7 protein-coding genes are annotated in these 16445 nt (G+C 48.0%); 4 read left to right on the top strand and 3 right to left on the bottom strand.

The genetic code is table 11. The features are described 5' to 3' along the window. Positions 1 to 120 precede the first annotated feature (120 nt). Complete coding sequence (locus ACQSGY_RS21760) at positions 121 to 2514, bottom strand: S-layer homology domain-containing protein (RefSeq protein WP_427180692.1); 2394 nt, start codon at positions 2512 to 2514, stop codon at positions 121 to 123. A gap of 285 nt (positions 2515 to 2799) precedes the next feature. Between ACQSGY_RS21760 and ACQSGY_RS21755 the strand changes: the two genes are divergently transcribed. Beyond that, positions 2800 to 5139, top strand: a complete 2340-nt coding sequence (locus ACQSGY_RS21755) for a helix-turn-helix domain-containing protein (RefSeq protein ID WP_427180641.1) — start codon at positions 2800 to 2802, stop codon at positions 5137 to 5139. Between the two features lie 20 nt (positions 5140 to 5159). Continuing rightward, positions 5160 to 6815, top strand: coding sequence for an extracellular solute-binding protein (locus ACQSGY_RS21750; RefSeq protein WP_427180639.1), 1656 nt, complete (start codon positions 5160 to 5162; stop codon positions 6813 to 6815). 1330 nt (positions 6816 to 8145) lie between these two features. Here the strand turns inward: ACQSGY_RS21750 and ACQSGY_RS21745 are convergent. Then, on the bottom strand, positions 8146 to 10263 hold the full coding sequence (locus tag ACQSGY_RS21745; protein WP_427180690.1) for a TerD family protein: 2118 nt from the start codon (positions 10261 to 10263) through the stop codon (positions 8146 to 8148). A 505-nt stretch (positions 10264 to 10768) separates the two neighbouring features. Between ACQSGY_RS21745 and ACQSGY_RS21740 the strand changes: the two genes are divergently transcribed. Further along, on the top strand, positions 10769 to 11854 hold the full coding sequence (locus tag ACQSGY_RS21740) for a hypothetical protein (protein ID WP_427180637.1): 1086 nt from the start codon (positions 10769 to 10771) through the stop codon (positions 11852 to 11854). Between the two features lie 122 nt (positions 11855 to 11976). Here ACQSGY_RS21740 and ACQSGY_RS21735 read toward each other — a convergent pair whose 3' ends face one another. Further along, complete coding sequence (locus ACQSGY_RS21735) at positions 11977 to 13122, bottom strand: response regulator (RefSeq protein WP_427180635.1); 1146 nt, start codon at positions 13120 to 13122, stop codon at positions 11977 to 11979. Positions 13123 to 13275: 153 nt separating this feature from the next. Between ACQSGY_RS21735 and ACQSGY_RS21730 the strand changes: the two genes are divergently transcribed. After that, positions 13276 to 16422 carry a hybrid sensor histidine kinase/response regulator gene (locus ACQSGY_RS21730; RefSeq protein WP_427180634.1) on the top strand — a complete coding sequence of 1049 codons (3147 nt, stop codon included), beginning with the start codon at positions 13276 to 13278 and terminating at the stop codon, positions 16420 to 16422. The last annotated feature ends 23 nt before the right edge of the window (positions 16423 to 16445 follow it).

Here is a 16445-nt window from a genome sequence, read left to right as displayed (position 1 = left end):
TATATTCTCTTATCCTAACACCTTTAAATGGTAATATAAACGCCAAACAGAATGAATACTTTTCCAACAAAAAAACCGAGACAGCTCGTATATACGAACTGCCCCGGTATTCTTGTTCACTTACAGACCTGCAATCAAGGACTTGATGGTGCTGTCACTTTCCAATGCACGGATGATGATCGTTACCGCTTCAGCGCGAGTTGATTTGCCGTTAGGTACGAACTCGGAATCCGTCAATCCATTCACCAGCTTCGCGGAGGAAGCCAGTTCAATCGCTTGAGCGGCCCAGTTATCCGATTTGACGTCTCTGAAGTCAATCTTGCTGCCTGTTGCAAGTGTATTCAGATCAAGTACACGAGAGATGATGGTAACCATCTCGGCACGTGTGATCGTTGCGTTCGGCTTGAAGGAGCCATCTGTGTATCCGCCAATTACACCTTTGTCTGCCAGTGTACCGATATATCCAGCAGCCCAGCTTGTATTGGTGTCCTTGAAGCTTTTTGCGGCCTTGTTCTCTTCAAGACCAAGTGCACGGGCAATCATCGCTGTGAATTCAGCGCGTGTTACGGAGGCATTCGGTTTAAACGTACCGTTCTCATATCCGTTAATAACACGCAGCTTCAATGCAGCATTGATGTTTTGGTTAGCCCAGTGTGTGGAAATATCACTCATTGTCAGCTGCTCATTTTTGGTTGCTTCAATCGCCGCATTTACGTTTTTCAATACATGATCCTGGCTGGCAACATCTGATTTGAACGGATTTGTCGTTACCGAACCACCTGGATTTGTAGTATCCTTAACAGAAAGGGCAACACGGTCATTCTGATATATAACCTCCGTTGTATACTGGGTTGGCAGACCTTTCACATCCACCGATGCAAATTTACCATTCAGTTTGTTCGCACCGAAGCTGATCAGTGTCATTGTGCCTTGTGCGGGAACATAGTTGTTGTCAAAATTCACTTGCAGCTTACCGTCTGCATTCACAGCACCTTTGACATCCAGCACGTCACTTGCAGTGCTAACATTCAGCTCCAACGTACCACTGGAGGCCTGAGTGAAGTCACCTTTAATGTTCCATTGACCCTCTACATTTTCTGCAACCGTACCGCCATTATTCATAACCGAACCAGCACCGAATGCATTTGCTGAATCGCCTTCCAGCGTACCTGCCTTAACTTCAGTACCTCCGGAATACGTATTGTTACCTTGCAGATGCAGTGCGCCGCTGCCTTCTTTAGTCAGCTTGCCTGTACCAGCGATATCATTACGCCAAGCATCCTTAGCGTTAAATCCACCTTTAGCCGCATCCATAACGACAGTGACATCTGTGTTAAATGCGCCGTATCCATCTGCCGCAGCAAACAGGTTCAGACGTCCCCAGCCCTCAGGATCATCCAGCACCGGATAACCTGATGCAATACCCGTTGTTGCCAGCACCGCGCGACGTTGTTGATCGTTCAGGTAAGGCTGTCTTGTCTCCAGCAGCACCTCAGCACCTTTAGGCACCTGCACTGCCTCGGTTGTGGAACCGATCTGCGGGAAGCCATACGTCAAGCGTTGCGTGTATTCCGATTTGTTACGTGCATAATCTGTAAAGCGATCTTTACTTGTACCTGTCTCTTTCAAAAGAATATCATGCGCTTGAGCATACGCCTGCTCTTTCAGCTCTTTGTTATCCGGATCATTCAATGCGGATGCCGCAAATGCTGTTGCAAGCACACGACCGCCCATCACATCCAGCGGGGAGTGCATACCGGCTACGATTCGGTCATCACCCATCTCGGAAGCGCGGGTCATAAGCTCCTGATAGCGTTCAGGTACAGCATAAGCCAGCGCAATCGCTGCAAGATAGGATGCATTCGTGTGACCGCTCGGGAAGCCTCCATCGGTTTCCGGTTTGCTGCTCTGTACAGCAACCAGCGACGGCACGATCAGTTGTTCACCCTGCCAGCGGAACGGACGCTTATATTGATAGAACATTTTCGCCTGTTGAGTTGAAGCATAGTCACCGCGAACTTTGCCGATCAGATCGACCATTTTGCCCAGCTCGGAATTGGAATCACCGGCTTTGTTCGAATCATTTTTATCCGAATACTTGGTTGTCGCTGCATCTGCCGGAATACTTGTAATGGAAGTAAACGTGCCTGACTTCTCACGATACACGCCAGCCAGTTTCCCCAGACCCTCTACTGCGCCATAGGATTGATTCGTACGGTCTGTATAGTATGCAGCATCCTCATCCGCTTTGGAGCGTGTTTTGGCACGCTGCGCAACATAATCAATGTTGTAGTCCAGTACGGCACTGTTCAGCTTTGTACCATTATCCCAAGCACTTCCCGGTGTCCACAGATCGAGGAATTTGGATAGTGTTCCAATCGCCGGATTGCTGTCTACCGTCATATTATCCGGTTTGTTATTTTTGTACGTGTCTACGAAGTAACCCCATGCCGGTTGTTTCGGTAAAGCCACGGTATCATTATTCTGTGCCGCAAGCGCAGCGCCTGGTGCCATGGAACTTGTTAGAACGACCAAACCTAGAGCAGCAGTGAACAATCTTTTCTTGTTTTTGTTTTGAGCAGCTTTTGTTTTCAAATCATGTCGACTCCCATCGTTTAATAGTTGGTCTCGGTTCGGTCTCAATGTAGCATTCGGGCCGCAAAACCAGCAATAAAACAATTTCGTCATTGTATCAATTTCGACGCAATATCATAAATCCTCAACATTTTACACTAAGTTAATATAAATCGTGAACCTTGCTGAAATCGAGTAGTGTATAATTTGGGCCGGGAGGAATGCATGATGAAAAAATGGAGCTCTGCATGGGCTGGACTAGCCCTTTCCTATGGTTCAATCGTCATCGTAATTGTGCTGCTGATTTGCTCATTTTTCTATATCTATTTCTCACGCAGCTACAATGAAGAATTAAGAAATAAGAATCAACTGATTCTAGAAAATACAGCACGCACGATTGAAGGAACCGTATTAAAACGCGTGCAGCAGCTATATGTCGACCTGTCTCTGGATAAATCAGCGGACATTCGCCTTTTTGCAGACCAGGCCGATCGGAACGGTTTAAATCAGGTGTTGGACCTGCAGGAGCTGCTTAAAGCCAAAGTAGCTGCAAACACCGATATCGTGCAGGGCATTCATCTCTATTATCCGGCACGTAATATTATGCTCTCTTCTCTCTATGGGCTTCGTTATAACGCTGATCAGAGCGAGGGGTCTGTTTATTATGAGGACTGGCTTCAGGAGATGCGCACCAGCAAACATAACAGTCTCTGGACGCCAGCACGCCAAATTCCAAAGGATATCTTCTCCACTCAAACGAGCGAGAATACCAATGGCTTGTTTACGTATGCGCACAGCTACCCTTTCCGCTCTACAGGGGAAACCAGTGATGTCATCATTGCTATTGATGTAAAAGAAGATGCCGTAAATACGATTGTTGAAAATATGATGCCTTCCCGGTACCAGCATACCGTGATTGTGAACGCGGCTGGACATGCAGTCAGCAGATTGCAGGAACAAAGCTCAGGCAAGGCCGATATATACGCAGCAAGCCTTGGGAAAGTGCTTGATCTGGGGCATGCCAAAGGCAGCTTTGATGAGAAGATTGGCGATGCACCTTATGTTGTATCCTATCAGACGCTGCCCTCCACCGGGTGGACCATCTACAGCGCAACCCCGTCCAGCTACTATTATGAACAGTCCATACTGATCCAGAAGCTTATTCTCGGGATTTGTTTAGCCGCGCTGTGTATTGGGCTGATCTTATCCGCAGTGCTTGTCCGGGCTAACTACAGTCCAATTAAACGTCTGGTCGGTCGGATCAAGGACCTTTCTGTTGGCACGCCAAATGAGGCAACGAATGAATTCCGCCTGATCGATAACGCATTTCTTCATCTCAAAGATAAGGTGAATAACCTTGAAGAGACGATGATAGCGAACAGCCCGGCGGTTCGGCACAAAGCAGTGCTTAACCTTTTGCAGGGTAACCCGGAGCAACGCCCCTGGAAAGAGGAACGAGCCGCTCTCGGCATCGCCAGACTGTACGCCGATTACTGCTGTATGCTGATGAATACAGGAGCTCCTGTTGAGAAAGGTCCAGCCGCAGCACCCGAAGCCATTGCCAGATTAATGCATGGACTGGAATGCCTCTCGCTGCAAGATAGCCGCCTGATTGTGGAAGAACTTCCGGACAAGAGACTTGCAGTCATTCTCTGTACCGACGCAGCTTCAGAAGCATTATTGGACAAGTTCTCACAGCTGCTTCTCGCGGAGACACGGCAGCAGCTGCAGCCGGACATTCAGCTGTCTACAGGTTGCTGGGTCAAGGACCTGAGAGAGATTCACCTAAGCTTCAACGAAGCACAGACACTCATGAAATATGCGTATTTCCGGCCTGAGCTGGCCATTCTGAAGGATCATTCCCTGCTTGAGCGGGAACACAGCCTGGAAGAAATACCGCAGCATCTGCTTGCAAGGTTCAGAGACAAGCTTCAGAGCAGGCAGCTTGGCGAAGCCACTAACACCATAGAGCAGGTGATTGAACATATGCGGGCAGGGCAGTCCCCTGCCGATTATTGCCATTTCATCCTCTCCAATATGGTATTTATCTATTCTGATGTAGCCAAAAACGTGCGCTACAAACACCCGCTGCAGTTCGGGCATCCCGACCTGTACCATGAGTATACAAATATGCATGATATTCTGGCCTATCGCAGATGGCTGACCGAATCCATTATTACATTTATGGAGGAAACCGAGAATCGCAACAGTGACCGGGCCATCTCGACCATTGAGCTCGCAAAGCAATATATCGAGGATAACCTGTCCGAAGACCTCTCACTCGAGGCAGTTGGCAGCAAAGTATTCCTCAGCCCCAAATATTTGAGCAAGCTTTTCAAAGAAGAGATGGGAATAACCTATACCGATTATGTAACATCCCGGCGGATGGAGCAGGCTAAGCGACTGATCGAAAATAACAACATGACGATAGACCGGGTTGCAAGCTCGGTCGGGTACGGAACAACGGCCTATTTTATTAAACGATTCAAGGAAATGTACGGCTGCACACCAGGCAGCTATGTACGCAGTCTCTCTTCCACAGCAATATCAGAGGCCAGATCATGAACATAAGGAGGATGGGCGACATGACAATGCAGGAACAGCAGCTGAAGGCTGCTTACCGCTATCGTATGTTCCTCACTACAGCACTGCTGACGATGATGGGTGTTATTCTCGGTGGATGTAATCTGCTGAACGGGCCCAGTGCCATCGTCGAATCGCAGGAAGGCAGCACGAGCACGGCATCCTCTCTTACGGAAAAAGCCAAATACCATATCTCCTGGACGATGCATCAGAATCTGCCTGTCCCGCAAGATGCCGAGATGTTGAAGCAGGTGGAAGAACAGTTTGGTGTACAGCTGGATATCTGGAATATGGAAAACAATAAATACGAGTCACTTCTGGACATGAAGCTGGCTCAAGGCAGCATTCCTGACCTGTTTCGCATCCGGCAGCCGCAGGATCTATTGAAATACCAGCAGCAGGGGGTGCTGGCCGAGATTCCGGTAGAGACGCTGAATGAATATGCGCCGAATCTCATGCGTATCATTCATGAACAAGCCCCGGCCTACGAAAAGGCTGGAGTGATTAACGGTAAATATTACGGCATTCCCGTAATTAACCCTACCAACATTTACCGCACCCCTGTGGTGTATCGACAGGACTGGCTGGATAAGCTGGGCCTGCCCGTTCCGCAGACGCTGGCGGAATTCGAGAAGGTTATCTATGCCTTTACCTTCAATGATCCGGATGGCAATGGCATTCAGGATACGTATGGCTTGTCCAGTGAAGGCATGAACGTGCTGTTTGGGGCCTTCGGTCAGATTGTTTTTGCCGATCAGCTGTACTTTGGAACGAAGGATGGTAAGAAAATGATCGGTGCGCTGGACCCCGAGATGAAGGAGGCACTGGCCTATCTGCGCAAATGGTACAAGGACGGCGTCATTGATCCTGAGTTTGTGACGGGTGAGAATAAAGGCGGTTATAAACATCTGTCCCATGCATTCATCAACGGTAAAATCGGAATGACCTCGATGGGCAACTACTACCATTGGATTCAGGATGGAGATTATGAGGATTGGCGAGTTGATCGTGCAGGGCGTGTAGTAAAAAGTCCCGCGCAAGCTGCATTTAATGTCAAAGAGCTAATCGCCAAGTTTCCCGATGCACGGATCGTATTGGGCAGGCCTTTTACAGGACCTCACGGACAACGCGGCTCCAAAGGGAATGATATGTTAATGAGCTTCACAGCAATTGGCGCTGATGCGGTCAAAGAACCGGGCAAGCTGGAGATGATTCTGCGCATTCTGGACGAGGTTAGTGCAAATCCGGATCCAGACAAAGCGGCAAGCATGTCCTACGGTGTGCAAAATAAACACTGGGTCTGGACGCCAACCGAGCCCCGAAACATCGTCATCATGCCGCCGTATGATACCATGTTCGGGTATCAGAATACGATTGGGGCCAATATCGGCATGACCGTTCCGCTGAAGGAGACGGGTGAACGGGAGCAATGGGCGGCTACACTGCATTTGGATCAGGATGGCATATACAATGCGCTGGAGGTCGCTACTCCCGCTCTGGCCAAGTATGGCGATGCGTTGATTCGTTTGAAAAACAAAGCCTATGTTGCTTTTATTACAGGTGAGCGACCGCTCGGTGAATTTGATGAGTTTGTGCAGGAATTCATGTCGGCAGGCGGCGCCGAAGTGGTGAAGGAAGCCAATGCGTTGAAGCAGTAGCGAGTGTGCGAAGAAGTGGCAGGTTGGTTGGTTGGTTGGCGGTAGCGGGGGAGTGGAGCGGGGGATGAATGGTTAGGTGGGCGGTAGCAGGGCGGTGGAGCGGGGAATGAATGGTTAGTCGGTGGTAGCGGGGCGGTGGAGCGGGGGGACAGCAGTAGTAGTGACATGCGGCAGCCTTTGTAGGTTGTGCGGAAGGTGATGGGGACTGATAACATATGAATGCGAGAAATACAGCAATCTAGTCTGGCGTGGCTTCTCCATATTCTAACGATCCCCAGAAACCTTATTTCGCTCATTTTCTCATGTTGAGAATTGTAACGATTCCTAGTGACGCTATTTCCGCCAAAATAGCTCTCGAACGCTGATTTTTCGCCCAAAATGCGCAAATAGCGTTTCCCAGAATCGTTAGATTTTCAAACAGACTAAAATACTGCAAATAGCGTCATCTGAGATCGTTAGCCGCTGTTCAGCAACACAGCTACGTAAGCACTTCTACGCCTGAGTTTTGAAAATCACTGTACTAGACAAGAACGAACTCCATACTTGTGTTCATACTTGTGTCTGTACTTTTTTCATACTATGTCCATGCTTCCACCTATACTTTTGTCTACACTCGCGTCCGCACTTATATCCTCGTTCATGCCTATCCTTGTTGCGTCCTTGCCTATATCTAAACTTGATTCCGCACGTGTTTTGCTTTTGCTCATCATCGATCTCTCCTTTCAAAAAAAAGCAACGCCCTTCAGTCACGCCAAGGTTACTATAAAATGGAACTCATCGTCAATCGCACCAAGTTACTAGGTAGAGCATTAGGTACAGCTCAACAGCTTGTGGAACACCAGACTGTAAACCATTCCAATATGCTACTTAGACTTTTCACAAATGCCTAGCTTGTACGCCTACTTTACATGAATGCCCAGCCCCAAGGCTCTGCCGCTATGTATTTCCAAGCAAAAAAGAGCAGCCCTTTCAATTCGGCTGCCCCATTCTTCTATGCTTGATTAAACTTACATCTTGTAATGGTCACATTCTATATACATGCTATAAATTACCTCTCACTTACCGCGCGAATCATTTAAAACCATCCAGGCTCTATCCTTCACCCACCTACTACACTTACTACAATTACTGCACTTGCCACAATGCTAGAACTTGCTACAGTCTTTACCCGCACCACGTGCAGCTCCCAGCACGCGGTGCCCTGCCTCATGACAAGGTGGTCAGCCACTTTCTACACGCTTTACACTTGCTATACTTCTACTCCATATGCTCATGACATTCAATCACAAAACAACAGCACTTCGCCCCAATTCATTACATGCCGTACCGCTCAGGCCAGATACTCCGCCATAATCTGCTCGATATCATACGGCGTCACACCTTCATCGATCGCATAGATGGTATCGGCTTGTTCCTTCGTATCCACCAGTTCACCTCTCGCCTTGGCATGCAGCATGAACAAGTTATACAGATCGGGTTTGCGCAATGTTGTCATCGCTTTCCCCATCAGCACGATGCCTTTCTGATTCCCCTCTACATTGTTGCTGTAGTCCGGGTATCTCTTCAGAGCCAGATCGGTCCAGATGATGGTACGCTCTACCAAATCCAGAATGACGGGGATGGCGATCTGTGTATCCGCGGTAATATCGATCTTGTTTTCTACCGTAGATGGCTCATAGATTTCGCCCGAGCCGGGCTTCTTACGCATCATCCAGCCTGCAAAACATTCCGGCAAGTTGCAATACGGATGGCTGGTGAAGGAATGAAGTGTTGTCACTACATATCGCCCGCCATAGTTCACGATGGAAGGCATATGCAGATCAATAAATTCACTCGCCCCATAAGGCGCGGTCACGATATCCCCGCTGTGGACAGCCTTATATTTAACAGACCGCAGATTGGTATACGAGATATGTTCAACGTAGTTCCAGTCCTTGTCATACATCACCGCCGACAGGTCAATGTCCACACGTCCCGTCGATGTACCATCCACCTCGCCCTCTTTCCACCAGCTGAAGAAACGAATCGTATCGCCTTCCCCCATCGGGATGCGGCTTCCTCGCACAATGGTTCGCAATGCTTTGCTTGCGGATCTTTGTGAAAAAGGAACCAGATAATGCTGCAGCCGTTCATCCACATACGTCTTGCCAAGTGAAGGGAATTCAGCAAATCGTGTGATCAAGGCCTGCTCGCAGATCCGCACCACTTCCTGACATACCGCCTCGCCCACCACAGGCAGCTCATTCGGGATACCGAAAGCCTTTGCCACGTTGCCTTTCGGAAAAAAGACCCGCAAATCGGCTTCTTCATTCCGCTGTGCAAAATGCTGTCTCACCTGTAACAACACGGGCGTGGATACCTGTGCGGCTACCTCACCGAAGGCCAGCAATACATATTCTTCATCCTCCGTGATGCGCAGCATATGATCCAGCTTGCGCGCGAATTCGCCCGGGCGCTGGGACAACAGGTCGATCAGGCTCCAGATATTGCGGTACTGGAATGCCAGCTCTACGCTGCCATTGAAGGTGGTAAACGGTTTGTTGTTTCGCAGAATATCAAAAGCAGCCTGGGTGCGCGGATACCTGAGCTTGTATTCGGATGGGTGCAGAATCTCACCCAGTCGAATCCAGCGATTCTTGTAGCGCAGCATATCCTCCGTGATGGAGCCGCATTGCTCCAGCAAGCTGAGGAGCAGGCGGCGCTCACGGCGTTTGAATTTACGAAAAGGCGTGGCTGTGGCCAGACTGACGTCCCCCTCCGACCAGGATACCGCCAGCCGGAGCACATCGCTTGCCGTTTTAAAATAGGACCCGATCCGTTCCATACTCGCCAGCTCATACTTCAACAGCACGGCAACGACAAAACCGACATTCTCCTTAAACGGAATCTCTGCAGGCAGTATAGCCTGGGCATCACTCGGATCAGCATACTTGAGCACACGTTTGATATCTTTCTTGTCTGTATCAGAGATCGAGCCCTTCGCTTCAATTAGCTGACGAATCAGCTTCAGGAACGCTGGCTTGCTACCCAGTTCAATGACTTTCAGCCTGGTTTGCTCCAGTAGAGGAGAGCGCATGCCAGCAGCGATGGCCGAAGGCTCGAAATCATCCAGCGTAAGATGCGTTAGATAATGAAAAACAGCGTTCAAGTACAGCTCTGCTTCTTGCTCTTCCATGACCTGCTCGGGGAACCCCACGTACATCGGCTGGTACTTGACATGAGCACCCACCATAACTTTGAGGTCTTGAATCAATTGTTGAAACAACGCTTCAAACTGCTCCCGGGACAGTGTCCGCAAGGCCTGCAACAGCTCACTAGAAAAGGTGAACCCGAGAGACTCTATATTTTTGAGTGCGGTCGCCAGCACTTGGTCAGGCAGTCGATGCTGCCGCTGTTCGTTCGGTTGAATCATCAGTTTACCGGCTCTGCGCACGTAAATGCTGTTCATTCTGATATTACTGTAATCCAGATTTTTATCGACATTGGTATTCAAATGGTTCGTGTTACTGTTCATGATATTGTCGTTATTGTTATTGTTCATGATCAAAGAGTCCAGGAAAGCCATATCCCTATTTAACATTTGGTGGTTAGCTTTTAGAAGGAAGGAATATGATAGCCTGGACGCCTCCTCTCTGATTTGAAATCTTCAGGAGAGCGGCGACCCTGGAATCTCCAATGATGTGTAGAAGGAAGGATCGCCATAGCCTGAAGGCCAAGGGTTCGAAGTTCGTCACCCGAACCTTTGGTGAACTCATCATCTCAGATTTTGGATTCTATGAGCAGGGTAAAAGTATTACGACATGATTTATATGGAAGGAGTGCTCGAACAGGTGTCGAATAGGATTCAATACTTACTTTTGAAATGAGGTTCTCTTAAAATGAAGCTCCACACTTTATATAATGATTATATTCGTATTAAGTTCTCCCTCCCTTTGGAACCCACACACAGGGATATGATGATGGCGTTTGGTCAATATGAGGATGACAGTGCGGCGTTATTCTTTGTTGATCACCCGGATGAAACCTTCTCAGGCTGGATAACCGAATTACGCCCGGAAGACCCATACTATGGATCAAAGCCGGACTGGAAGCCCGTTTTGGCGGAAACGTATGAGCAACTTGATGTGTATGATGAGATGATTCTGTACTACCTGTTATTTACGATCAACAGCACACTGTCTGTTAATGTATACAACACCTACAGTGCCATGAATGATTTTATGAAAAACTATAGCTTTCTCCAGCTGTCCCATCTGCACGACATATCTCGGTTAGATGATGGACAGAAGCAGCAGCTGCGTGACTTTTTATTCTTTTTCTACCTCTACGCACACCCGGTTAATGATGAAACGTTACACGCCTGCTCATTCCATGCACAGCATTTGGTACATACAAAGACTGGTATCCATCTCAAGGATTACTTCGCCGCATATTATGATTACTACACCAGTCATCGAGACAAATACGGCGAACAGATTGTGATCTCCGCCAAAGAGATCCAGGCATGCAGACATCTTACCCTGGAGCTATTACAAGTCCTTGAAGGACAATCAAACAGGCTGAGCCTGCCCCTTGAGAAAGGTTTGGAACCGGTCATTCATCTCATCAATGATGTTGATGAAATGCTGAAGCTGTATGCGGATGATCCCGCTGCGCTGTTCCAGATCATGAGAGACCTGCTCGCAGGTATCCCTATGCATACAACTATTGAAACGAATGATGATGGTGATGCCAGCAATAGTATGATCAATGCGCCATCTGAGGACTCTTTGGAGAAACCTGTATCTTACCGTGATCACTGCTTTACCCTTTTGCTGCAAAATTACGCTATATACGTACTGTTCTTTGATTTTGAAGAAATTCGGAAGGTTGTGCATGCCTTTCAAGATAACCCGGAGGAATGCAGTTACATCCTTAGTAAAATGTTCACGGACACCATCTTCCTGCAGAGAATGTTGAGACAGCAGCAGATTGATCTGGCCCAGTACCCGGAGGTTACGCGGTTCTTCAATGAGGATGCCAGGCAGTGGTATCTGTAAATCAAAAATAAATACACTACCCAACGTTTTGCGCACAAGAAAAAGCCTTTGCTGACCCCAAACTTCAGCAAAGGCTTGTCTATTTTCCTTAATGAAGGCATTCATGTAAGCATCTCTTTTACTCATGTATTCTTGCTCTTCCATTCCTGATACCATGACTCCACTTCATGACCAGGTCGTACACCGGCATCTTGTTGTAATGCTGCCGCCAGTTGATTGTATTGAGCGATCACCGGATCTTTATTGCCTAATCGGTCGTACAGCTTCATTAGAGAAAGGCTGGCTTCCTCCAGCATCGGATCAAACTGCTGCATCTGATGATACAACATCAGGGCCTCATTGGGGTGACCGGATTCAATGTAATAATGCGCAAGCTTCAATGCATGATTCTGCCAGAGCGCATGCAAGCGTTGACGTTCAAGCTCCGCCCATGCGTAGTCATCTTCACCAAAATATTTTCCTTCATATTGTTCCGAAACATATCGATGTGCAGCGAGCGTCGATGGTGATAATGCAGACAATCGGTTAAGGCGGCTCTCCCACTCTTCCGCATCAATCCTGAATTCACCGGTTTCCAAAATATAACCAAATTGTTGATAGCGAACCGACATCCGGTCTTCACCCATAAATTCGTTCATCATTCCGCGTAAACGATGGATGCCACTGTGCAGATTGGTTATGCCTTTCCTCTCATCCAATTCCGGCCACAACAGCTCAAGCAGTGTGTCCCGCTTGATCGGTTTATTGCGATGATGGAGCAAATACGCAAATAACTCTCTAATTTTGGTCGTTCTGAACTTCAAATGTTTGGGCGGCTCATTCGGATGCAGCTGCACCTGAAGCATACCCAGGCAGCGGATCAGCATGCCTGCCTCTTTCTCGTTTTCTGCCATATTCAAGTGCGCAGGTACAGCTCTGCGTTGATACATCTTCATCGTTTTATCCAAACGGCTTCGCGTTACGGGCTTCATAATATAATCCAGCACTTCAAGGCCATAGGCTGTTAGTGCATGTTCGTTATATGCTGTTGTAAAAATAACTTCCGTCCTCGGGGAAACCTCGTGAATTCGTTCGGTTGCCTCAATTCCGTTCATTCCCGGCATATGAATGTCCATGAAAACCAGGTCAGGCAGATGCTGCTTGATTTGTTCTATCGCTTCTTCTGCCTTCAAAAAAGCACCGATGACCTCGCAATCCTCTCTCTCGACCAACAATTTATTTAACCTGCTAAGAGCGAGATTTTCATCATCTACCAAAATCACTCTCATATGCACAGCCCTCCGACTCGCTTGATCATCCTTTAATCTATAATTTTACCATAAACTCAAGATTGGGAACGCTACCAAATTGGTAATTCAGTTTAAAATTTCGGATCAAATAAGCCCACGATTGAACATGACGAGGCAGGAGTTGGATGAAACGTGTCGAAAACTAACTCTGCTATGAAACAATTAACCCATTTGAAAATACCTAGATATGTCGTGTTGTCGCTTATATTTCTAACCGTTCTACTTAGCTTTCGCTGGATATGGTCAACCAATTTTGCTATACCCGATCATCCAGAACCTGTTCGAGGGGTGTTGGACCTTCGCGGGTGGGATCTTGACGATGCTTCACCGATTTCGCTTGATGGAGAATGGGGGTTCACCCCTCATGCATTGATCTCTGGTGGAGAGGATACAAATACGGATTCCGTTATGGGTTCGGACACACCTTCCACATGGATTCAAGTGCCGGGCGACTGGCGTAATTCGCTACCACAACCATCTACATCGTCGTTCGGATATGGAACGTACCAGCTTCGCATACTGCTTGATCCTTCGGTGAAGGAAATATCCCTCTGGGCTCAGAAAATCCAGACTTCATCCATCATCGAGATCAATGGAACGGTTATTGCCAAATTTGGTCAACCGGCTAGCGATGTCGATACCTATCAACCGGAAAGAACTGCATTTGTAACGACTTATACCCCAGACGAGTCGAATGAACTCACTTTACTTGTGCAGGTAGCCAATTTTGAAGACCCGTTCAGCGGAGGAATCACGCGTTCATTGTACTTTGGTTCTCCTGCAGCCATCGGGAGTGAGCGAGGTTTATCGATTGATTTGCAGAAAATCACGTTTGCCATACTGTTTCTGCACAGCCTGTATGCTTTTGTCATGTTTTTGTTTATTCGAAAGCAGCGGGCGCTGCTCACCTTTTCTTTATTAACACTGGTAACAGCCCTGACGGTTGTATCTGACCATGACAGTCTATTGTTAACCTGGCTTCCCTTAAATTTCACCTGGATGGTTAAAGCCAAAGCGATATCCTATTCATCATTTGCACTTTTCCTTCTCATGTTGGCGAGAAGCTTCGCGAATCCTACTCAAGGACGTAAACTCTTTCTCTCTTATGCAAGCGTGGTAGGGGGATATCTATTATTTTTGCTAATTGCTCCGGTAACGCTTGTATACCAGGCACTCCATACCCAGATCCCTGATTTCCTGTATTTGTTTGCCATCGGCTGGTCTGTGCTCCTGTTCTTCAAAATGGCGGCTGCAAAACAAAGTGACGCAAGCTTTTTGCTGTTTGCAGCAATGAGCAGTTTTTCCAGTGTGATATGGGGCATTGTGAATTCACACAATGAAATCACCAATGTATATTATCCGGTTGATGTCATTGCAGCTATATTTGGCTTCGCTGCATACTGGTTCAGGAAATATTTCCGCAATTCCACTGAAATTGAAAAACTGTATGAACAGCTCAAAGTGGAGGATCAGCAGAAAGATCAATTCCTGGTGAACACAGCGCATGAATTGCGGACTCCCCTGCATGGAATTATTAACATTGCCGAAAGTATTGCGGTGCACGAACAGCGTCAATCCGGAGGAGAACATACAGGGGACATGAAACTGCTTGTCAATATCGGTAGACAGATGTCGCAATTAATCGATGACCTTCTGGATGTCGTTCGTCTTAGAGAAAAACGCATCATATTGCAGAAAAAACCGTTATCCCTTGCCTCTGTCATATCTGGCGTCATTGGTATGTTTCGTTTTATGGCGGAAGGCAAGCGAGTCCAGATCATCGTGGATACTCCCGAAGGTTTACCGCTGGTTCAGGCGGATGAGAGACGGCTTGTTCAGATCCTGTACAATTTGCTGCATAATGCGCTCAAGTTCACGAATGAGGGCACCATAACGGTATCGGTCAGAGCAGATAAAAACAGCGTCATCATGCAAGTATCGGATACAGGCACCGGAATCAGCGAAGAGTTACAAGCCCGGATATTCGAGCCTTACGAGCAAGGGACAGCTCAAGCGCGTTTGAGTGGAGGCATCGGACTCGGTTTAAGCATCAGCAAACAGCTCACAGAGCTTCATGGCGGTGAACTCACCGTGCAGTCAGTGCGTGGACAAGGGTCTGTTTTTCAAGTCTCGCTGCCACGAGAAGATACATCGGCCATATCCGATCAGGCGGATCCGCCGCAATGGGGGACTCAATATTACGAGGAAGCTGCTGTGAGTGTGAGTGAACAACAGCATCCTGTCCTGCATGGGAAGGCCACCGCCACTGCCCGCATCCTCGCTGTGGATGATGACCCAGTAAACTTACGCGTGCTCATCTCGATGTTATCGAGTGAATCCTATGAAATACAATCGGCAACTTCAGCGTTGGAAGCGCTTGAGTTGTTGAATACACAGTCATGGGATTTATTAATTGCGGATGTGATGATGCCTCATATGTCCGGTTATGAACTGACAGAGAGCGTTCGCAAGCGTTACTCCGTATCCGAGCTTCCCATCCTGTTGTTGACGGCCCGAAACGAACCCGCTGATGTTTATGCCGGGTTCATGGCGGGCGCTACCGATTATGTGACGAAGCCTGTTGATGCCGTGGAGCTGAGGCATCGCATCGGTTCATTGGTTGTGTTGAAGCAGTCCATTGATGAGAGACTGCGCATGGAAGCTGCTTATTTGCAGGCACAGATCCAGCCTCATTTCCTGTTCAACACACTTAATTCCATTATGATGCTCAGTGAGATCGACACAGATCGGATGCAGCGTCTGGGAGATGCTTTTATCGAGTATTTGCAGACTAGCTTCCATTTTGTGAATTCGGAGAAAATGGTGGAGATCACCCATGAGATAGACCTTTCGAAAGCCTATCTCTACATTGAGAAGGAACGATTCGCGGAACGGCTTACCGTGGTCTGGGACATTCCGGAAGACATCGATGTGATGCTTCCTCCGCTCACCATCCAGCCGTTGATTGAAAATGCCGTTCGCCATGGTGTCCTCAGCCAAGTGGAAGGTGGGACGGTATGGATACGCATCGTCACCCAAACCGCTGGTACACTGATCGAGATTGAAGATAACGGCTCAGGCATGCAGCCGGAACAGATTGAACGAGCTTTGGCATGGCCAAAACCCAGTCCGTTAGAGCCTGGAGGCATTGGTTTAACCAACACCCATCGGCGCTTGAATCAGCTCTATGGCCAGGGTTTGACAATTGTCAGCTCTCCTGGACAAGGGACGAAGGTTTCCTTTTTTATTCCTGACCCACTAGACTCTGATTCGTTTTAATCTGGAGCGCAAACAAACCACAA

The sequence above is a fragment of the Paenibacillus sp. TC-CSREp1 genome (assembly GCF_050171015.1).
Lineage (GTDB): Bacteria > Bacillota > Bacilli > Paenibacillales > Paenibacillaceae > Paenibacillus > Paenibacillus silvae.
The sequence above is the reverse complement of the archived record's forward strand: the minus strand, read 5'-3'. Positions and strand labels throughout refer to the sequence as shown.

Coding starts and splice junctions, on each gene's coding strand:
- ACQSGY_RS21760 (WP_427180692.1), bottom strand. CDS start 2,514: ATGGCACCAGGCGCTGCGCTTGCGGCACAGAATAATGATACCGTGGCT.
- ACQSGY_RS21755 (WP_427180641.1), top strand. CDS start 2,800: ATGATGAAAAAATGGAGCTCTGCATGGGCTGGACTAGCCCTTTCCTAT.
- ACQSGY_RS21750 (WP_427180639.1), top strand. CDS start 5,160: ATGACAATGCAGGAACAGCAGCTGAAGGCTGCTTACCGCTATCGTATG.
- ACQSGY_RS21745 (WP_427180690.1), bottom strand. CDS start 10,263: ATGAACAGCATTTACGTGCGCAGAGCCGGTAAACTGATGATTCAACCG.
- ACQSGY_RS21740 (WP_427180637.1), top strand. CDS start 10,769: ATGATGATGGCGTTTGGTCAATATGAGGATGACAGTGCGGCGTTATTC.
- ACQSGY_RS21735 (WP_427180635.1), bottom strand. CDS start 13,122: ATGAGAGTGATTTTGGTAGATGATGAAAATCTCGCTCTTAGCAGGTTA.